The sequence below is a fragment of the Microcoleus sp. MON1_C1 genome (genome assembly GCF_036701945.1).
In the GTDB taxonomy this organism is placed as follows: Bacteria; Cyanobacteriota; Cyanobacteriia; order Cyanobacteriales; family Microcoleaceae; genus Microcoleus.
Genome location: NZ_JAUBRO010000023.1, coordinates 36056 through 56083 on the forward strand (window position 1 = coordinate 36056; position 20028 = coordinate 56083).

The window sequence follows — 20028 nt, forward strand, 5'->3', positions numbered from 1 at the left end:
GATTTAGTCGATCGCGCCCGGGGCTAAAACTCCGGGTTAACATTAGAGATGCGGTCTATAAATATTTATACAAGTTGGTGGAAAAATGAAACGTTTTATATATTTTACTGGACTGGCGATGACTGTATTGGCGATCGCCGTTACTCTCCCGAGTTTGCTTACACCGATGCAGGCTGTGCCTGCACCCATTCTGCTGAGTCAGAATGTTAATTTCAAACCTCCCGATGTAACAGCCCCCGACAACCGGCAAGGGGGGACGCATCGAGGCTGTCAGTTGCGGGAAGGTCTATCCATTACTCCCTTAATACCTGAAAGCAATATTGGTTTAACACTAACCGAATCGCCAACATTTTTTGTATATGTTTCTCAACCCGCAGCTCAAGTAGAGTTTGTTTTGCTAAATGAAGATGAATCCGAAGTAGTCTACGAAACTACTATCAAAAATGACAAAGCCGGAATTGTGGGAGTTAGCCTTTCTGAGAAAGGCAAGACAAAAAATATTGAGGTTGGTAAGCGATATGTGTGGTCGTTTGCACTAGCTTGCGATCCTCTGGAGCGTTCCGGAGATTATATTGTTAAAGGATGGATGCAGCGAATTGAACCGCAGGCAACTCTCAAGAGCGATTTGGCAAATCCCGACCCTATGGCTAAGGTGATTGCTTATGCTAAAAATGGGATTTGGTATGAAACTCTTGCTACTCTAGCCCAAATGCGGCGCCTCGCACCCGATGATTCGCGGCTGACGACCGAGTGGACGCAATTGTTGCAGTCCCAAGGACTAGAATCGATTGCCGCTCAACCGGTAGTTCAGTCTTTTTAATAACGACTGTTCACCAATCATTGCTGAGTTTTTGCATAGTCAATTCTTTAATTCTTCAATCCAGTGACCGAAAGCAGCCAGGGTACAAGCCCCCGTCTTTATCCTGGCACAACCACAAAATAGTATCCGATAACCAGTCCCAGGATTTATCCGTGAGGTCGCTTTCTTCAATTCTTCAATCCAAAATCCAAAATCTAAAATCTAAAATCGATTCACTGATGGCTAATAATTTTCCGACAATTCTAGCTCTTGATTTTGACGGTGTGATTTGTGACGGACTAATCGAATATTTCCAAACCGCTTGGCGTACCTACTGTCAAATCTGGAAACCAGTCGAAACAGTGCCAGATCCAGATTTAGCTTTGAGTTTTTACCGAGTGCGGCCCGCCATCGAAACAGGTTGGGAAATGCCGCTGCTGATCCGCGCACTACTGACAGGAATTTCCCCAGAGCAAATTTTGCTAGATTGGCCCAATATAGTACCGTATTTGTTGACCGAAAATAATTTAAAAGCGCAGTCGGTCGGTGCTATGTTAGACGGATTGCGCGATAATTGGATTGCTGAGGATTTAGCTGGGTGGCTGTCTTTGCACCGCTTTTATCCAGGGGTTGCCGATCGCTTGCACTCGTTGCAGGAGAGTTCGGTGAAAGTGGCGATCGTCACTACAAAGGAAGGCCGTTTTGTGCGGGAACTTTTGCAGCTAGCAGGCGTACAAATGCCGTCAGAGTTGATTTTTGGCAAGGAATACAACAAGCCTAAGCACCAAATTTTGCGGGAATTTTTGGCTGCGTCTGGCAAAGATTCGACTATTTGGTTTGTGGAAGATAGGTTAAAAACTTTGCTGTCGGTGAAGCAGCAGCCGGATTTATCTCAGGTAAGGTTATTTTTGGCTGATTGGGGTTACAATACTTTGCCAGAACGGGAATCTGTGGCTCAAAATCCACCAGTTCAATTGCTTTCTCTGTCGCAGTTTGCCGGAGATTTGGCCGATTGGCTGCCGCTCGAATGTTGATGTTAGATTTGTTTAGACTTGTGATGTTTTTTCGCTTTTCAAAGTCAAAAAAAATCCCAAAATTTTACATCTTTTTTGTTGACTTTTGCGGCGCAGACATGGTATTTTAATATAATCGGATGGTGGCAAAAATATTATTTTTGCCACCATCCGATTATAAGATAAATATAGTAGAAACTCCTCAAAAAAGCAAGGCTATCGAAAAAAAAAATGTTTTTTTTCATAGACTATTGCAGGTAATCTTGACCTCAAAAACCAGGTTATTTTACTATTTATGGGGGCGCACACGAAGTGTTTTAGTCGCTCAAACCGCCTGTCTGACAAAAAAACAAGCTTCGGAACCAAAAAATTGAAAAGTGTTTTGATAATTTCTCAGCTTGAAAGTTTTCTAATATTGAGACTTAAAACCCATGCTCGATTTAACTAAAGCAGCCAAGGCAATGCAGGGAATGAGCCAACATTTGAATGTGGAAGCTCAGGCCGCTCGCCAGCGTTTGGAAGTGGCTCAGAATTTGCTGGTAAAGGCTGCAGCGGAACAGGAAAAATTGGTGGAATTGCAAGAGAATTGGCGCGATCGCACTTTATTCAATGCTGCCACGCCGATCGAGCCCTTAGACGATCGCAGCTACATCACCGCACCCCCCGCCGCTCACACAGTCTTTGCCACAGACGGCTCGCAAATTTCCCCCAACCATCACGAAATAGCCTACTGCTACCTGCTAAACGTCGGCACAGTCATGCTGCACTACGGACAAAGCCGCCACCCAGTTTTAGACAGCGTACCCGAAGTTTTCTACAAACCCGAAGACTTGTACGGTTCGCGGCAGTGGGGAATTAGAACCGAAGAATGGATGGGATACCGGCGAGCAGTTTCCGAAGCAATTGCTTTAGCAGAAATGGGCTGCAATTGGGCAAAAGTTAACGACAATAAATTGCCCGCGCCAGCTTTAGCAATGGTAGACGGTTCCCTGATTTATTGGTTTTTGGAACAGTTACCCAGCGAAGCGCGCGATCAAATTTTGCTGCCAATTTTAGAAGCTTGGGACAAGTTGCGTTTAGCAGGAATTCCGCTGTTAGGATACTTAAGCGCTTCTCGCAGCAGCGAAAGCTTATCTTTTTTGCGGTTTGAAGCTTGCACCCACGAAGTACCAGACTGCATGACAAATTGTCCGAACGTCGGATTTGCCGCGACAATTTCTTTCGCCGAAAAAGCACCTTGTCAAGAATTTGAACCTTTGCGGGATGCCATATTGTGGGCAACAATCCTGTCACCGGGACAAAGAAGTCCTTTGTGGAAATCTCAAGCTCGAATTTTAGATTTGTACGGTCTTAATTCCGTCTATTTCTGTTACGTTCACGTGGGCACAGAAATTGCTAGAATAGAAGTGCCGGAATGGGTAGCACAAGATACAGCACAGCTAGATTTAGCATTAGGAATGATGCTGGCTCAAGTACACAAAGGCGGCGGGTATCCGGTGACGCTAGCAGAAGCTCACAATCAAGCGGTAGTCACGGGGGGCGATCGAAGTCGCTTTTTCGCTTTGTTAGAGCAGCAAATGATTAAAGCCGGCTTAAAAAATGTCGGAATTTCTTATAAGGAAACACGGAAGCGCGGCAGTATTGCTTAAAGTAATAAGTAGAGTAGTCCTTGACGTAGGAACCGGGTTTTTACGGCAATACTGCATCCCGGGCTTTAACACAGATAAAAAACCCGGTTTCTCTGGTATTGATACGTAATTTATGTAGACTTTAAATAGAGTTAAAAATGTTATATGCCAATAGAACTAATTATCTTAATTGCTTCGTTACTTGTATCTTGGCTAGTCTTTAATTGGGCGTTTAAAGTGTTGAAAGCCAGCATCGGGACAGCGATTGGTTTAGCAGCAATTGTGCTGACGATGCAGTTATTGTTTGGTATCGGCCCAAATCAGCTTTTCCAACATATAATTCACTTGCCGGAAACCCTGGGGAAAATGATTTCGGGCAAGTGAGCCAATTTGTGATTTGTGATTTTTGATTCTTTTAAATACCCGACTTCTTCCAGAAGCCGGGTATAGGGTGATTCGGAAAATTTTCCTTCTTCCTTCTTCCCTCTTCCTTCCTTCTTCCTTCCGATATTAACTTCCCAGCATTTGCAACTTGTACAAACTGGCATACAACCCTTCTAGCTGCAACAACTCTTCGTGGCTGCCAGATTCTACTAACTGCCCGCGTTTGAGCACTAAAATGCGATCGACATTTCGGATTGTCGAGAGCCTGTGGGCAATAATTATCGCCGTTCTGTCCGCCATCAAACGCTCTAGAGCTTCTTGAATTAAAGCTTCCGTCCCCACATCCAAACTAGCAGTTGCCTCGTCTAGAACTAAAATACTGGGATTGCGAATGGCGGCGCGAGCAAACGCTAATAATTGCTTTTGTCCCCCCGAAAGATTCGTCCCCCGTTCTCGCAATTGCGTATCATAGCCTTGAGGCAACTGTTCGATTAAACGGGCAACATTTGTCTTTTCTGCTGCTGCTTGAATTTCCTCAATCGAGTAACTTTCTCCCAGGCTGATATTGCTCTTCACATCACCAGCAAATAGAAAGCCATCTTGGATAATTACGCCAATGTGCCTGCGTAACTCTGCTTGAGGCAAATCCCGAATATCGACATGATTCACCAGAATCCGTCCTCGGCTAGGTTCGTAAAGGCGGCACAGGAGACGGATAATCGAACTTTTGCCTGCACCGGTGGGGCCAACTAATGCTACTTTTTCGCCGGATTTGATGGTGAAATTGAGGTTTTGCAGGACATATTCGTCTTTTTTGTAAGCAAACCACACGTTGTCAAATTGGATTTCTCCCGATTCAGAATTCTGCGATTTGGCATTTTCTCCCCCCCTTAGTAAGGTGGGGTTGACGGGGGGGGATTGGGGATTGTTAGGCAATAAACGATATTCTGAACTTGCTCCATTTTGATGATTATCTGCCAATTCTCGATCGAACGGAGACAAGTTGTAAGCAGTTGCCTCTGGATGTCCAGTTATCAACAACGGTGAATAACCTGCCCTTCTTCCTTCTTCCCTCTTCCCTCTTCCTTCTTCCTTCTTCCCTCTTCCTTCTTCCTTCTTCCCGCTAGTTGGATCTTTAATTTCGATCGGTTCGTTGAGAATATCGCTAATCCGTTCGACGGCGGTAAATCCTGCTTGAATTGCAGTGAATTTCTCTGCAAATTGCCGCAGCGGATCGAAGAGACGCTGAGCAAATAAAATAAAGGCCGAGAGAGTACCGAAATTAAGATTACCGGCTAAAACCCTTTGACCACCCATCCACAAAACGGCTGCGATCGCCACTAAAGCAATCCATTCTAATGTCGCAGATACGGCTGAGTCGTAAAATATAGTTTTGTCAACTGCTTTAATGTAGCGTTTATTGGTGACGCGAAATAATTCTGAGTTGAATCTTTCGCGGCGGAATAGCTGCACTACACCAATACCCGTCAGGTTTTCTTGCAGTTGGGCGTTGAGTTCGGAAAGTTCTTCTCTGGTATTGTAATTTGCTATGCGATATTGGTACTGAAAATAAATTATGACTGCGGTAATTGGTATCATCATCAGCACCAACATTAAAGCTAGTTGCCACTGCATGGTAAACATGAAAATGGCAATTACTAAAATTGAAAATAAATCGCTGACAATGCCGATCGCTCCTGAAGAGAAAACCTCTCCCAAAGCTTCTACATCGCTGGTGAGGCGAGTCATCAATTTACCGACAGGAGTGCGATCGAAAAATCTCACTGCTAGCGATGTGACGTGGGCGAACAAATCATTTCTAATATCTGTAGTAATTATTTGCCCTACTTTCGTGACTAAATAGCCTTGAAGTGATTGCAGTGCTAATCTAAGTGTTATAGTTAGCATCAGCAAAATAGCCAAAATATTCAATGCAGCAGATAGCGACAATCCTCGCAAGAATTCGTAGGTAGGTTCCGAGCGAATTACCGAAATTGCCTGTCCGATGAGAATGGGTTGAATTGCTCCTGAGACTGCTAGCGGTACTAATAGTGCGATCGAAATAATCAGCAAGCGTTTGCTGCGGGTTGCATAAGATGCCAACCTCAGAAATAACCGCCAGTCTGTTTCCTGGCCGGATTTGTTTTTGGTGTCTGCTACTGGTGAGGAAATTGTCATCCGATTTTAGATTTGAGATTTTAGATTTGAGATTGCAAAAGCTATTATGCAGCTAAATTCGGCGGCTTTTGCTGAGGATATCGAGCTTTTTTTTCGCTGCGCGGCTTGTAGGGCGGGCGGGCGATATCAGTTCGCTCAGCTTTGATCAACAAAGCTGTACAATATATCCAGCTAACAATTGTAGCAAATAGAGTCAGTTAAATTAGGAAATCTTCTACAGAGCCAGCAAATTATCGAACCCGACAGCACTCAGTCGCCCATATTTATTACAACACCGGATACCCGCTCCTTGCCACTTTATGCCTTTAGACATAGAGTTCGCCACTGGTTTTATTTGCTAGTCAAATGCTGGGTTTTCAAAATGCACTTCACTGCCTTGAAGAAATTGATTTTACATTTCACCGTTGCGCCAAGGAAAGTGTATTAGACTTTTTACTGATAAATTATGCAAGAGATAGAGACAGCCCGATTGTATCTGAGACAATTTACGCCCGACGACTTAGATGAGCTGTACCGCATCTACAGCGATTCAGAAGTGATGAAGTATCTGAGCGAAGGCGTCAGAAATAGAGAAGAAACAGCAGCAGACTTATTTCAGATAATTGCTGATTGGGAAAAACACGCTTTCGGTTTGTGGGCTGTTGTCAATAAACAAAACAACCAGTTAATCGGCGACGGGGGGCTTCGATTTTTAAGCAAAACACCTGAAGTAGAAGTCGGTTACGTGTTAGCAAAAGCGTATTGGGGGAAAGGTTTAGCATCGGAAGTTGCAGCGGCCAGCATCAAGTACGGATTTGAAGTATTGAATTTAGAAAAAATTATCGCAGTTGCAGATGCCGAAAACATCGCCTCGCGGCGGGTAATGGAAAAAATGGGGATGAAATACCAGTATAACTTTGACGCTCCCGATCGCGATCGAGTATATTATTCGATCGCAAGACTCTCATATTTTATTTGGAAGGAAACCCAACCAAAATGTTTGTAGCAAGACTTATCAAAACTGGTATCATAATCTAGTGGTAAAAATTATATTAATCATGCAAGAGATAGAGACAGCCCGATTGTATCTGAGACAATTTACGCCAGACGACTTAGACGATCTGTACCGCATCTACAGCGATCCGGAAATAATGAAATACCTCTCAGGAGTTAGAACTAGAGAAGCAACAGAAATCGCTATTTATACCATGCTCAAACGTTGGGAAGAAAACAACTTCGGGATGTGGGCTGTAGTACATAAAATAGACGGTAAAATGATTGGTCGCTGCGGACTATGTTTTCTGGACAAGACACCGGAAGTTGAGCTAGGCTATACCCTCGACAAAGTTTATTGGAATCAAGGATTGGCGACAGAAGCATCTTTTGCTAGTCTCAACTATGGATTTCAAATATTAAAGTTGGAGAGAATAGTTGCGATCGCCCGCCCAGAAAATATCGCCTCCCAGCGGGTGATACAAAAAGTTGGCATGAAATATGAAAAAAATGCTCATTATTACGAAACTGATGTAGTATATTATTCTCTTTCGCGAGAAACTTACCAGTCCCAAGTATCTTCGTAGGGTGTGCATTGCACACCTTACTACTTTTAAATTACTCACATTGCAATTTGTCATTATTGCCGGCTGACAACTACGAAGTCCTTTGCAATTGCTTGTTAACTTTTTGAATTTTTTTAGCAAAATACTCTTGTCTGTGTCCCAATCTTTTAGCCACGTCCAACCCTTTTTGATAGGATTCCAAAGCTTTATCGTAAGCCTTCATCTCTTGATAAACTTGACCGATATTGTCGTAAGTGTTCATCAATCCATAGAAATTGTCAGCCCGCTCTTCTAACAGCAACTGCATTTGATAAATCCGCAAAGTCTGCTCCCACTGTTTTTGCGCTCGGTAAAGCAATGCTAATTTATCCAAAGCTTCGCTAGCTTGGGCATACTGTTGAATGGGGACTGCTAAATTGTATGCTTCCTGATAGTATTGAGCTGCTAAATTGATTTGGCCTATGGTTTGATAATCGCTGGCGATCGCAATTTTGATCGGTGGTATAGCACTCGGGTTTTGTAAGTTAAGATACACCGATGCTAGTTTTTCTCTGGCTGCGATCGCCTTTAGGGGTTGTTTCGACTGCTGGTAAACGTAAGCCAACTGTCTGAGAGTATCTACCTCTGTTGGAGGAGTTACAGGCTGCGGCGGCGCGCCGTTTCCCGCAACTACAGCAGAAGTTGGCACAGCAGAATTAGCAGCAAATAAAGCGCGGTTTTCCTGAATTAAAGTTGCCAATTCCTCATAGACGGGAGCAGCTTTATCGTAACTCAACCAATTGATGTGAATGAGCCCGATCGCCTTCAAAATCTGACCTTCAGCCAATATATCTTCGTTTTGGCGGGCATTTTCGAGAATTTGTTGGTAAACTTCTACAGTCGGGCCTTTAGCGCGCACCTGCTGAAAAGCAGCAGCAAAGGCGGGGAGCAACTCAGTATTAAGTGGTACTTGGGATTTGACTTCTTTTTGAATTGCTTGCAACCGTTTGGTAATAAGCTGTAGTTCGAGGTTTTTACCGTTACTCCAAGCAACGCTTCCCACCCGACTCAAAGCAGCAATTTCCGCGGCCGGCCCGAGATACCTACGCAGCCGCAATTCTCGGAACCAAATTTCAAAAGCACCAGCCCCATCTCCAGCTTGCTGTTTAGCCGCTGCTTCTAAGTTTAACTGCTCCAAAGCCGCTGTCAGTTCGTCCCGCTGAGTGCTGCTCAAAGATTCGTTAGCGGGAGCTAGGGGATCGGGTGTGGTAATTTCTAGAGGATTAGGGGAAAATTGATCGAGGCCTGGTGGATTAGTTTGGGCGCTAGCAATAGAACCAGCACACAGCCACAAGAAAAGCAAGCACCCAATTGGCACAGAACTTCTCATTCTCAAAATTTGGTTGCCGCGATTCGGCATCTCTTCTGGAAACATCAAGTTTTGCATATCTACAAAACGGTATAAATTATGTCACAAAGATGGCACAAAAGCAAACTGTTCAACAAGAGCAACAAAATAAAAACTACCGCACTGAGCAATTATGAGGATTTAAAGACGCTGGGCGATCCTCTTCGAGGGCTTCGCCAACGTATTTTACGCTTATTGAGTCTAGCCCTAATTCTTTTAACTGTTTGCACAGCTTGCGCCCCCCCTCCCGCAGTTGCTAGAGACCGCTCTTTTCCAGAAAAGTCCCTAGAATTTTTGGGCGAGTACCAATTGCCAAAAATGAATTTTGAAGGAGCACCAGTCGGCGGTTTGTCAGGAATTACCTATGACCCCAAAGGTATTAGCGCAGTCAATTCCAAAGCTTATCGCTTTTACGCTCTTTCCGACGACCCCAGCGAAAACGGAGAAGCGAGATTTTACAGTCTCAGACTCGACCTCACATCAAGCGATCCAGCAAATATTCGCCTGAAAAAAGTTACCGTTGAAGGCGTTACATCCCTCAAAAAAGCAGAGGGTGAAACCTTCTCTTGGGGTTCCATCAATCCCGAAGGCATCGCCCTTTCTCCCCGCAATTCAGTATTTGTCGCCAACGAAGGTGTTACTCATGTTGGCATCCCTCCTTTTCTTGGAGAATTCGACCTCAAAACAGGGCAAATGCGGGGAAAATTGCCGATACCAAAGCGCTATATTCCCGATGCCAGCGATGAAAAACAGAAGCAAGGAGTGGTGGACAATTTAGGTTTTGAATCTTTAACCATCGACCCAGAAACCTTTAGTCCGGGCGGTCTCGATCCGTTTCGTTTGTTCGCAGCTACGGAAGCGCCGTTAATGCAAGATTTAGACCCGGAACAGGCAAGTAAACTCCGTCTTTTACATTATATTATCGTCGATAAAACGCCGCAATTAGTCTCAGAAAATCTTTACCCTCTCGACCAAGTTCCCATGACTATTTTGAACGGTTTAACAGAATTAGTAACTGTCGGCGGTGGTCAGATTCTGAGTTTAGAACGTTCTTTTGGGCTGTCGGGATACAGTGCTAGGATTTATCAAGTAGCGCTTGGGGCGGCTACAGATACTTCGAGAATCCAGAGTTTTAAAGGGCAAGTGACAATGGTCGAACCTGTTAAGAAAAAGTTGCTGCTAGACTTAAGCGAACTCGGAATTCCGCTGTACAATTTAGAGGGAATGACCCTCGGGCCGCAGTTGCCAGATGGCAGTAAAAGTGTAGTTTTGGTCAGTGACGACAATTTTGATGAAGCGCAGAAAACTCAGTTTCTTTTATTTAGCTTGAAGGGTCAAGGTTAGGTCATAAGGGCGGGCGAGAAGCCCACCCCACCCCACAAAAATATTTATTGTTTGTGAAACAGGCAGGAAAGCTTATTGAGGAAAACCGTACCATAAAATTCACTCTTTGTGGAACAGGCATCTTGCCTGTTCATAAAAAAGTTAAATCAAATTTCTCCAACTATAAAATCCCCAAATCATGCCAAGTCGGAACACTTTGCACCTGCCAGAAATCGAACTTTCATACCTAGAATGGAAGCCAGAAACAGGGAAAACAAAAGTCCCGCGTTTGCTGCTGTTACACGGTTTAGCAGATAGTGCGTGTGTCTGGAGTAACTTGGGCAATTATTTCTCAAACCGCTATCATATTGTAGCGCCAGATATGCGCGGTCACGGAGAGACTAGCAAACCGAAAACAGATTATACTTTTGAAAGTGCGATCGCAGATTTAGAAGCTTTGATGGCACATATCAACTGGTCTGACGCACACATTTTAGGACATTCTTGGACGGGAAAACTAGCAGCGATTTGGGCGAGGCAAAATCCCGATCGCTTTTGCAGTATGATTTTAGTAGACCCCATCTTCATCACCAAACTGCCCGCCGCGATGAAACTCACCCTGCCAATTGTTTACCGAAAATTAGACTGTCTCAAATGTGTGGGCCCGTTTGCGACTTTAGCCCAAGCAGAAGCAGCAGCAAAACAATCGGGAGAATACGCAGATTGGAGTGAGGTGCAGCAAATGGTATTCCAACACCAAATCGAACAAAAATCAGACGGAACTTGGGGCAGTAAATTTGCGATTGCAGCCAGAAATCAGATATTTGCCGAAGTGATGAAAGTTGCCGGTTTAATTGAAAATATTGAGATACCGACTTTGTTTGTACAGCCGGAAAAAGGCGTAAATCGCATGGCTTGGCAAATGCAGCCATACAAGAGATACTTAAAAAATCTTACCGTTGCAAAAGTACCCGGGAATCACTGGTCTTTTTTGACTCAACCAGAAACTTTTAATCAAACTGTGGCAGATTTTTTAGAGGGTGCAAGACAGTGAATGTAGAAATTATCGCACATCGGGGATTTTCGGCGATCGCCCCCGAGAATACTTTAGCAGCTTTTGAACTGGCGATCGCCCGTGGAGCTCATTCGATCGAATTTGACATCCAGCTATCCGCCGACAACGTACCAGTGATTTTTCACGACGCAACATTAGATAGAATCACTGGAGTTTCTGGCCAAGTTAGGGAAAAAACTCTGGCTGAATTGCAAACACTTAGTGCGGGAAAATGGTTTAGCGAGGAATTTTCACAAGAAAAAATTCCTACTTTAAAAGCCGCATTAACCATACTCCAAAAGGTTGACAAATTTCTTTACTTTGATGTCAAACCTCACTGCCAGTGGTCTGACCCAGATGTAGCGGATTTTGTCAATACTTTGAAGGGCGAAGAAATCCAACACAAATGCGTTATTACCTCCTTTAACGCTGGATTTCTCGAACAAGTGCGGCGACTATCTGGCGATTTGGCGATCGGACACATTGTTGCTAATCTAGAAGCGTACAAAACTCAATTTGCTCAAGCGGTGGCGCATCAGGATAATTTGATTAGCAGCCAGTATCGCGTGTTGCTGGAAAACCCCGCACTAATTCAAGAAAGCCGGAGTCAGGGAGTTGACATTGTGGCCTGGACGGTGGACGATCGAGCAGATATGCAAAAGTTAATTGATTTGGGTATAACGCGGGTAGTCACTAATTGTTTGATATAATTTGTTTAACTTGATATCTTGCACCATTATCAAGAACGGGCAAGATGCCCGTTCCACAAAACTCAATTAATAGATGAATTACTTTCGCACAAGCATCCACGAAATGTCTGGCTATGTGCCGGGGGAACAGCCACCGCTAGGCACAAAAATTATTAAACTAAATTCTAATGAAAATCCCTATCCGCCTTCTCCCAAAGCCTTAAAAGTGCTTCAGGAAATAGACGGAGAAATGCTGCGGCGCTATCCCGATCCAACTGGCAAAAGTTTCCGCATTGCTGCTAGTCAAGTTTTGGGAGTTGCTGACGATTGGATTGTTGTAGGTAACGGCAGCGACGATTTATTAAACTTGATAGTTCGCGCTGTGGGCGAATCAGGGAAACAGATTGTTTGTCCCGCGCCAACCTATGTATTGTACCGCACTTTGGCAGAAATTCAAGATGCAGAATTTGTTGAAGTTCCTTATCCCGACGACTACAAGTTACCCGTCGATTTGCTAATAGCAGCCCAGGGTGCAGTGACATTTATAGCTTCGCCAAACAGTCCATCGGGAACAGCCATATCTGTTGCAGATTTGGAGAAACTGGCTAAAGAGTTATCGGGCATTCTTGTGATCGACGAAGCTTATGTAGATTTCGCCGAAGAAAATGCTTTAAACTTGACAAAAAAGTACAGTAATGTTATAGTTTTGAGGACGCTTTCAAAAGGTTATTCCCTGGCAGGATTGAGGCTGGGTTTTGGCATAGCAAATCCGGTGCTGCTGGCAGAATTAAATAAAATCAAAGACAGTTATAATGTGGATGCTTTAGCCTATGCAGTGGGGGCGGCTGCGATCGCAGATCAAGACCACAAAATAGCCAACGCCGAAAAGATTAAGGCTTCCAGAGCAAAACTAGCCGTTAGCTTCAAGGAATTAGGCTTTGACGTTTGGCCCTCGCAAACCAACTTTTTGTTAGTTAGGCCACCAAACGGCGATGCAGAAAGAATTTATCAAACACTGAAAGTACAGGGAATATTGATTCGATACTTCAATCAGCCACGATTAGAAGACAAATTGCGGATTAGTATAGGTACGGAGGAACAAAATCACATATTAGTTAAAACTTTGAAAGAAATCCTCTAAATAACGATCGCACTAAAATTAGTTTCTAGTGATGACTTTAGTCCTCTGATTTGTATGAAGACTTGCATTCCTGACTACACACAACTTGATTACGAATAATTATTAGGATTATCAATAGCCAACCCTTCTGAATGAGCCATATTCAGCAATCGATTGTCCGCCGAAACAAAAACCAGTTGAGTATCTGGCACGGAAACGAGAGTAGATTGAACGCGCAAAGCAGCCGCTAATTGCACAGCATCATAAGCCCGCAGTGGGTTTTGCATCACCAGTGCGCCCGCTGTTTCTATCAAAGTGCGATCAACTTCAACAACTTCATACTGGTTTTCAAAATCCGTGCGAAAATCTCCCATAAGTTGGTCAACCTCATCGACAGATAGAGTACCCTCTCGTTGACGGCGTGAAAAAGCGCTGCATACCTCCACCCAAGTAATCTGAGAAATCGCGAGAAAGTTACCTGCTGCAGGAACAGTAATGGATTGAATCCAATTACTTCCCAATTCAGGCACATACCGTTTAACCAAAGCGCTGGTGTCTAAGAAATAGGCATTTACCACGGGCCGCGATCGTCAATAACGATTTCAGAAAGAGGTTTCCCCACTCTTCCCTTGAGTTTTTCAAACAGTTCGCGCCGCTTTTGTTCTGCCGCTGCATCTAGCTTAAACTGTTTTGTTGGCAAACCCATCAATTTTCGTACATCCATCAACTTAATCGCCTTTTCGCGATCGCCATTGACTTCTTCCGGCGAAACTTCCGCTACAATTGTGATTTGCACAGTTTCCCCATCATTCAATGACAAAGGACTCATGGGACGAAAAACCCCGTTTTCGTAGATAGCAGTAATAGTTTCTGGCATAATTAGCCTCTTAATTAAATGCTTTGACTTATTGTACTTCTTTTAATTACTTCGTTGCCACCACAGCCAAATTCCAAGCCAAGCGCTTCATCAAAGGCCACTTTTTCAAAAACCCATCCAACCCTTCTAACCGAGAGTATTCCGGTTTCAGTCTCTCTTGTTCAATGATAATCTTTTTCCAATAACGCTCCTCATTGGGATGCACTTTTTCAATCAAATAAAAACGCAAAAAAATCCACAGCGATGTCAGCCAAAACGTATCGTAAGCCGTCTCGGAAAACAAAGACTTGACAAAATTCACAATATTAATATCCAAAGGAGTTTCATCCTCAGTCCGCACCTCAGTAGCCATCCTGCGGTAAACATTAATCACCGGATTGTGCTTCATCGGGTCCCAAAAACAAGCTTTACCCCCAGGCTTCAGCACGCGGTGCATTTCGCGAATTGCCTTTTCTGGTTCCGGCAAATGGTGCAACAAATTAGAAGCGTAAACAATATCAAAACTGTTGTCGGGGAAATCCATAGCCATTGCATTTACTGTGCAGCCCTCTATTTTGACGCCGTTTTTCTCAGCCAATTTTAGAGCAACTTCTACCATGCCCTGAGAATAGTCCGCAGCCACACAATTCGCACCTTTTTTAGCAAAATAAACGCTATTTTCTCCCGCGCCGCAGCCTAAATCTAACAGGCGTTTGCCTGTAATATCGCCCATTTGCTCGACGATAAATCTATTTTCTGGGGCGGTGCAAGCTTCAAAGTAATCATTGACTCGAATGCCGTCAATATCGATCGTCGATGCCCAAGCATCGTGGAATTGCCGCTCTTTTTTTAAAGTTTCGTCTTGCATTTTTCAAGAGTTGATTATTAGTAAAAAAAAGTAATTTTAAACCGCAGATAAACCCGGAACAACGCAGATCAATTGATATTTATCTGCTTCGATCAGGGTTCGTCTGCGGTTTGTTTCAACAAAAAAGGCTGACAAGAAATTTATTAGCGCTGTGCTTCTACAACCACTTGATTTCCGATCGGAGTTGGTTTTTCGGAGGATTTTTCAGCACTATGCTGCAATGCCTGATACAGCCGATTTAAAGCGCTGATGTAAGCTTCTGCAGAGGCTACGATAATGTCGGTATTTGCCGAGTGACCGGAAAATACTTTGCCTTCGTGGCGCAAGCGAATTGTTACTTCGCCGATCGCATCAATTCCTGCTGTCACCGACTGTACAGAAAACTCGATCAACTCGTTCGGTACGTTTACCACTCGGTTAATTGCCCTGTAAATCGCATCCACAGGCCCAGTGCCGATCGCAGCATCGGTCAATTCTTCCCCCGCCGGATTCCGCACTGTGACGGTTGCGGTCGGCCGCGATTTGTCACCGCAGGAAACTTGCACCAATTCTAACCGGAACAGTTCCGGTGCTTGGTGCACTTCGTTGTTGGCGATCGCCTCTAAATCCCAATCAGTAATCTCTTTTTTCTTGTCGGCTAAATCTTTGAACTTGACAAAAGCCTTATTTAGCTCATCGTCGGCCATTTCAAAACCCAACTCTTTCAAGCGAGTGTGAAATGCGTGGCGGCCCGACAATTTCCCCAAAACAATTTGATTTTCGGTTAAGCCGATCGACTCAGCATCCATAATCTCGTATGTCAGCTTATTTTTCAGCACCCCGTCTTGGTGAATTCCCGACTCGTGAGCGAAAGCATTTGCCCCGACAATCGCCTTATTTGGCTGCACCAACATCCCCGTCAAGTTGGAAACCAACCGCGACGTTTTGTAAATTTGGCGCGAGTCAATATTTGTCAGCGGTTCCTCAGAATCCGCAGGCCGGCCCAAGAACGGATTATAATATTGACGCCGCACGTAAAGCGCCATTACCAACTCTTCCAGAGCCGCATTTCCCGCCCGTTCCCCAATCCCGTTAATCGTGCATTCTAACTGTCTGGCGCCATTTTTCACAGCTTCCAAAAAGTTAGCAACAGCCAATCCTAAGTCATTGTGACCGTGCACCGAAATAATTGCGCGATCGATATTCGGCACATTTTCCTTAATTCCCCGAATCAAAGCCCCAAATTCGCTCGGAGTCGTGTAGCCTACAGTATCGGGAATATTAACAGTAGTCGCACCGGCTGCGATCGCCCGTTCTAGAACCTGATACAAAAACTCCGGTTCCGATCGACAAGCATCTTCCGGCGAAAACTCCACATCATCCACAAAAGACTTAGCGTAAGCCACCATTTCCGGCACAATTTCCAGAACCTCAGCCCGCGTCTTTTTCAGCTTATACTCCAAGTGAATATCAGACGTAGCCAGAAACGTATGAATTCGCGAATTTACTGCTGGTTTCAGAGCCTCTGCTGCTGTTTTAATATCCTGCTTTCTCGCCCGTGCTAAACCGCAAATTGTCGGCCCATCTTCCGTGCCAACCGATCGGGCTATTTTTTGGACTGCCTCAAAATCTCCCGTGCTGGTGAAAGGGAAACCCGCTTCAATCACATCCACGCCCAATCTCGCTAACTGGCGAGCGATCGTCAGCTTTTCATCAACATTCAGAGATGCACCCGGAGATTGTTCTCCGTCCCGCAAAGTCGTATCGAAAATAATAATCCGGTCTTGACTTGGTTGAGTTTTCATAGCTCTAAAAAGTGTTTTCCTGATTTTTACTTGTCCGTTTTTCTGGATTTTAGCCTCCAGTCACCAGTCCCCTGTCTCGCGCCAATAACGAATAATTAATAACCCCTAACCCATAACTACTGACTAATGACTGCTGACTAATGACTAATGACTAATGACTAATAACTAATGACTAATGACTAATAACTACTGACTAATAATCCATTTTCTCGATATGTTCCCTAATTTCATTTAGGTCTATATACCTATCTGTAGCATTTCTTAACTCTCTTGCAATCATTCCTTCGGTTGATACCACAGTAATATGAGTATTTTTCGAGCGGAGCAGCTCGATCGCCCGCTCAAAATCCCCATCCCCGCTAAACAGCACAACTTGGTCGTATTGATCCACGGTATTAAACATATCCACCACAATTTCTATGTCTAAATTAGCCTTTTGAGAATATCTGCCCGAAGCATCGTCGTAATATTCCTTAAGAATTTTAGTGCGAACCGTGTAACCTAGACTGATCAAAGCATCTCGAAATCCCCTTTGATCTTGGGGGTCTTTCAGGCCCGTATACCAGAAAGCATTGATCAAGATGACATTCGGCTGCGAAGTTTTGAAATATTCGAGCACCCTGCGAGGATCAAAAAACCAGCCGTTCTTTTGTTGAGCGTAGAACATATTGTTCCCGTCCACAAAAATAGAAAGGCGGTTCATTAAGTTTGTCATAGAAACTTAGACCTAATAATTGTAGAAAGAAGTTAATCTAAATATCACATTTTAGCAACATGGAGCTAACTGAGGCAATAGATTAAACTTCAGAAAACTCCATCTCCCCAGTATTTCATATTTTCGGCTCTACCGCCAGAGGGTTCTTTTAAGCCTGCTTGCATTTGAGCGAGGTGCCCTCAAAAAATATACGCCTAGTAACTCAATACCGGCTGCCGTGTCAAGGTTAATGGCGCCTTTAAACTACCGCCGTACCGCCCTACCGCCAAGCAGGCATACCGAAGCGCATAGCAGTAGATTTTGCTCCCCTGATTTCATAGCGCAGAGTACCTCCGCTCAAGCCTTTTTGCTTTCAAGAGCCCAGCGAGCTAACTCTGTCCGGTTGTGCAGACCTGTTTTGCCCAGCATATTGCTGACGTGGCTTTCGATAGTCCGCTGGCTGACATTCATCACGTCTGCGATCTGGCGGTTTGCCATACCCTGGGCTAGCAACTGTACCACCTTTAACTCCGTGGGAGTCAATTCGACATTGCGGCGCGCCTTAATTTTTGGGCCACTCTCCATACCGGGATTTGAGTGGCGAATCAAGCGCGATGCTGCTTTCAGAGAAGATTCTACTTGGGCTACCAGTTCTTCTGGTTCAAAAGGCTTGACTATATAAACGTCAGCCCCAGTGCTCAAGCCTTTTACTCGGTCTGAACTTTGACCTTTTGCGGACAAGAAAAGAACCGGAATCCAGCTAGTGCGAGGGTCTTCTCTGATGTGTTTGACTAAAGTGTAGCCGTCCATTTCCGGCATCATCACGTCGCAGATAATCAAGTCGGGAACTTCTTGTTCTAGTTTTTCCAGAGCGTCTCTGCCGTTTTCTGCTGTAATGACGTTGTAACCCCGAAACTCCAAGTAGTCCTTGACCAGCAAGATCAAGTTGGGGTCGTCGTCAACCAGCATCAGCCGTTTTTGCTCTCCTGAATTATTGTCCTTTGTCATGTTTATTCCCGCTAAAGTATCCCGCACGCTTCCTTGTTTTCACTTCTGTTTTTTCCGTCAGTCCCCCGCCACCAGGCTGGGAGTGGAGGACGACGGTCGGCTGAAGCGATGGCGGTGAGGGAAAGCGGGGCGGGTATTACCGCTTTCCAACCTATAATTGAGGGCTGTTCGTGAGTGTCTTACGACCTGGAATGCAGCCCAAACCTGTAATTCACGATCGCCCTATCAAGATCAGCCTTGATTGATTGCAGACTCCCTAACAGAGCCCAAGTTAAATATTTAATCTCGATCGGTTCAATTTCAGGTTAATGCCCCGGTTTTAAATGATACTTCTGATATAGAGAAATTTAAGCAGACTCCCTACTTACGTATTTAACTGCTTCTAGTGTAGTTTGGCAACCTGCTTAGTGTCTGCCACTGAGAAATTTTTGCACAAAATTTCACAGTTCCTCCGATCGATTTTTTTTACTGTACCTTTTGAGAAACACAAGGAACACGGGAAGCTGCACGAAGACAATCACCTACCTACAGTTTTATTGAACTGTAGCAGGTGCGATCGCCCGGACGCCAAACTGTCTCAAATTCTCACCCTTAACCTTAAATTTAACACTTTACCTATAACCCTGTACTTTAAACAGCGCTACACTTAAATGTTTGGCTCCGCCTCACGAGGCGCAGGCAAAGGATGAGTCAAGAAAGCGTATTCTTGAACTACCTTTGAGTTTAGGAGATGTTCCTGAATAATTCTCTCAATGACGGGTGGAGTAACGTCGCGATACCACACTCCGTCTGGATAGACTACCATAATCGGGCCAGACGCGCATACTCGCAGGCAATTGGCTTTCGTGCGAAAGACGCAGGTTGGCCGATCGGCACTTGGCTTGTCCAACCCCAATTCTTGCAAGCGTTTTTTTAAGTAATTCCACGCCTCCAGACTCGTTTGCCGATCGCAGCACTTGGGCACGGTTTGGTCAGCACAGATAAAAATATGTCGCTCGATTTGAGCGATTCCCAGGCTTTGGACGCAAGCGCTCAAGCCTTGGCTGCAAGATTCATCGTTATTTTCAAGCATTTTATTCATTCGTCAACAGTAATTGGTTAGCGATCGAAAGTCATCACCACAGCCCCCACTCCCGCTTCCCCCTCTCCGGAGCGCCCACTCATGGTCGGTTCGGGAACCCGTACTGACAACTAAGTTGCGATCGACCCTGACTAAAGCTAAATTAGCACTCAGGAGTCGAGAGTGCTAATATGTCAGTTGTAAGTAGTCCGCTGTTGCTTTCATCGTGACCCCTGACGACTGACTCACGACAATCTGTAATCTGGAGATTTATTTATGGCAGCAGTATCACTGAGTGTTTCTACCGTTAAACCGTTAGGCGAGCGCGTGTTCGTAAAAGTAAGCGCTAGCGAAGAAAAAACCGCCGGCGGCATCCTTCTGCCCGACACAGCGAAAGAAAAGCCCCAAGTAGGCGAAGTCGCGGCAGTGGGCCCTGGCAAGCGCAATGACGACGGCACTCGCACTGAAATGGAAGTCAAAGTCGGCGACAAAGTTCTCTACTCGAAGTACGCCGGCACCGACATCAAACTCGGCACAGACGAATACGTCTTGCTTGCAGAAAAAGACATTCTGGCGATCGTTAACTAATTAATCATTAGTCATCAGTCCTTAGTCATCAGTCATTAGTTTAAAGCGAACGCCGCC

At 44.7% G+C, this 20028-nt stretch carries 20 protein-coding genes; 11 read left to right on the forward strand and 9 right to left on the reverse strand.

The genetic code is table 11. The features are described 5' to 3' along the window. Nucleotides 1–85 precede the first annotated feature (85 nt). From QUA62_RS14845 to QUA62_RS14860, 4 genes are all read left to right on the forward strand, one after another. A complete protein-coding gene (locus tag QUA62_RS14845) occupies nt 86–820 on the forward strand; it encodes a DUF928 domain-containing protein (RefSeq protein ID WP_333404998.1) in 735 nt (244 codons plus the stop codon). A 218-nt stretch (nt 821–1038) separates the two neighbouring features. Then, complete coding sequence (locus QUA62_RS14850) at nt 1039–1833, forward strand: HAD hydrolase-like protein (protein WP_333285999.1); 795 nt, start codon at nt 1039–1041, stop codon at nt 1831–1833. 410 nt (nt 1834–2243) lie between these two features. Next, nucleotides 2244–3461, forward strand: a complete 1218-nt coding sequence (locus QUA62_RS14855; protein ID WP_333405000.1) for a DNA double-strand break repair nuclease NurA — start codon at nt 2244–2246, stop codon at nt 3459–3461. Nucleotides 3462–3605: 144 nt separating this feature from the next. Then, a complete protein-coding gene (locus tag QUA62_RS14860) occupies nt 3606–3824 on the forward strand; it encodes a hypothetical protein (RefSeq protein ID WP_006633087.1) in 219 nt (72 codons plus the stop codon). A gap of 126 nt (nt 3825–3950) precedes the next feature. Here the strand turns inward: QUA62_RS14860 and QUA62_RS14865 are convergent, their stop codons facing one another. Further along, on the reverse strand, nt 3951–6002 hold the full coding sequence (locus tag QUA62_RS14865; protein ID WP_333405002.1) for an ABC transporter ATP-binding protein: 2052 nt from the start codon (nt 6000–6002) through the stop codon (nt 3951–3953). 445 nt (nt 6003–6447) lie between these two features. On the opposite strand from QUA62_RS14865, the gene QUA62_RS14870 reads away from it, so the two are divergent. Both QUA62_RS14870 and QUA62_RS14875 read left to right on the forward strand, forming a co-directional pair. After that, nucleotides 6448–6987: a GNAT family N-acetyltransferase gene (locus QUA62_RS14870; RefSeq protein ID WP_333405004.1), complete on the forward strand. Its 540-nt coding sequence runs from the start codon at nt 6448–6450 to the stop codon at nt 6985–6987. Nucleotides 6988–7039: 52 nt separating this feature from the next. Beyond that, on the forward strand, nt 7040–7561 hold the full coding sequence (locus tag QUA62_RS14875; RefSeq protein WP_333405006.1) for a GNAT family N-acetyltransferase: 522 nt from the start codon (nt 7040–7042) through the stop codon (nt 7559–7561). Nucleotides 7562–7631: 70 nt separating this feature from the next. On the opposite strand, the gene QUA62_RS14880 is transcribed toward QUA62_RS14875, so the two are convergent. After that, nucleotides 7632–8954 carry a tetratricopeptide repeat protein gene (locus tag QUA62_RS14880; protein ID WP_333405008.1) on the reverse strand — a complete coding sequence of 441 codons (1323 nt, stop codon included), beginning with the start codon at nt 8952–8954 and terminating at the stop codon, nt 7632–7634. 33 nt (nt 8955–8987) lie between these two features. Between QUA62_RS14880 and QUA62_RS14885 the strand changes: the two genes are divergently transcribed. The 4 genes from QUA62_RS14885 (at nt 8988) to hisC (ending at nt 13134) form a co-directional block, all read left to right on the forward strand. Next, complete coding sequence (locus tag QUA62_RS14885; RefSeq protein WP_333405010.1) at nt 8988–10271, forward strand: esterase-like activity of phytase family protein; 1284 nt, start codon at nt 8988–8990, stop codon at nt 10269–10271. Nucleotides 10272–10449: 178 nt separating this feature from the next. After that, nucleotides 10450–11304, forward strand: a complete 855-nt coding sequence (locus tag QUA62_RS14890) for an alpha/beta hydrolase (protein ID WP_333405012.1) — start codon at nt 10450–10452, stop codon at nt 11302–11304. Beyond that, complete coding sequence (locus tag QUA62_RS14895) at nt 11301–12014, forward strand: glycerophosphodiester phosphodiesterase family protein (protein ID WP_333405014.1); 714 nt, start codon at nt 11301–11303, stop codon at nt 12012–12014. The genes QUA62_RS14890 and QUA62_RS14895 overlap by 4 nt, the downstream gene beginning before the upstream one ends. Nucleotides 12015–12087: 73 nt before the next feature. Next, the gene (gene hisC / locus QUA62_RS14900) at nt 12088–13134 is read left to right on the forward strand and encodes a histidinol-phosphate transaminase (protein WP_333405016.1); all 1047 of its coding nucleotides are present in this window, start codon (nt 12088–12090) and stop codon (nt 13132–13134) included. A gap of 89 nt (nt 13135–13223) precedes the next feature. On the opposite strand, the gene QUA62_RS14905 is transcribed toward hisC, so the two are convergent. The 7 genes from QUA62_RS14905 to QUA62_RS14935 all read right to left on the reverse strand — a co-directional run bounded on the left by QUA62_RS14905 (nt 13224) and on the right by QUA62_RS14935 (nt 19395). Continuing rightward, entirely contained in the window at nt 13224–13691 is a 468-nt protein-coding gene (locus QUA62_RS14905; RefSeq protein WP_333405018.1) for a type II toxin-antitoxin system VapC family toxin, read from the reverse strand. Beyond that, nucleotides 13685–13990: an antitoxin family protein gene (locus QUA62_RS14910; RefSeq protein ID WP_333405020.1), complete on the reverse strand. Its 306-nt coding sequence runs from the start codon at nt 13988–13990 to the stop codon at nt 13685–13687. Before QUA62_RS14910 ends, QUA62_RS14905 begins: the two co-directional genes overlap by 7 nt. Before the next feature lie 46 nt (nt 13991–14036). Beyond that, nucleotides 14037–14837 (reverse strand): class I SAM-dependent methyltransferase, encoded by an 801-nt coding sequence (locus tag QUA62_RS14915; protein WP_333405022.1) that lies wholly within the window; start codon nt 14835–14837, stop codon nt 14037–14039. A gap of 143 nt (nt 14838–14980) precedes the next feature. Further along, the gene (locus tag QUA62_RS14920; RefSeq protein ID WP_333405024.1) at nt 14981–16621 is read right to left on the reverse strand and encodes a 2-isopropylmalate synthase; all 1641 of its coding nucleotides are present in this window, start codon (nt 16619–16621) and stop codon (nt 14981–14983) included. A 193-nt stretch (nt 16622–16814) separates the two neighbouring features. After that, complete coding sequence (locus QUA62_RS14925; protein WP_006633075.1) at nt 16815–17336, reverse strand: LabA-like NYN domain-containing protein; 522 nt, start codon at nt 17334–17336, stop codon at nt 16815–16817. Nucleotides 17337–17672: 336 nt separating this feature from the next. Further along, nucleotides 17673–18323, reverse strand: coding sequence for a response regulator transcription factor (locus QUA62_RS14930; RefSeq protein ID WP_333038438.1), 651 nt, complete (start codon nt 18321–18323; stop codon nt 17673–17675). A 646-nt stretch (nt 18324–18969) separates the two neighbouring features. Continuing rightward, entirely contained in the window at nt 18970–19395 is a 426-nt protein-coding gene (locus tag QUA62_RS14935; RefSeq protein WP_333405026.1) for a ferredoxin, read from the reverse strand. A 264-nt stretch (nt 19396–19659) separates the two neighbouring features. On the opposite strand from QUA62_RS14935, the gene groES reads away from it, so the two are divergent. After that, on the forward strand, nt 19660–19971 hold the full coding sequence (gene groES / locus QUA62_RS14940) for a co-chaperone GroES (RefSeq protein WP_333100012.1): 312 nt from the start codon (nt 19660–19662) through the stop codon (nt 19969–19971). Nucleotides 19972–20028 lie beyond the last annotated feature (57 nt).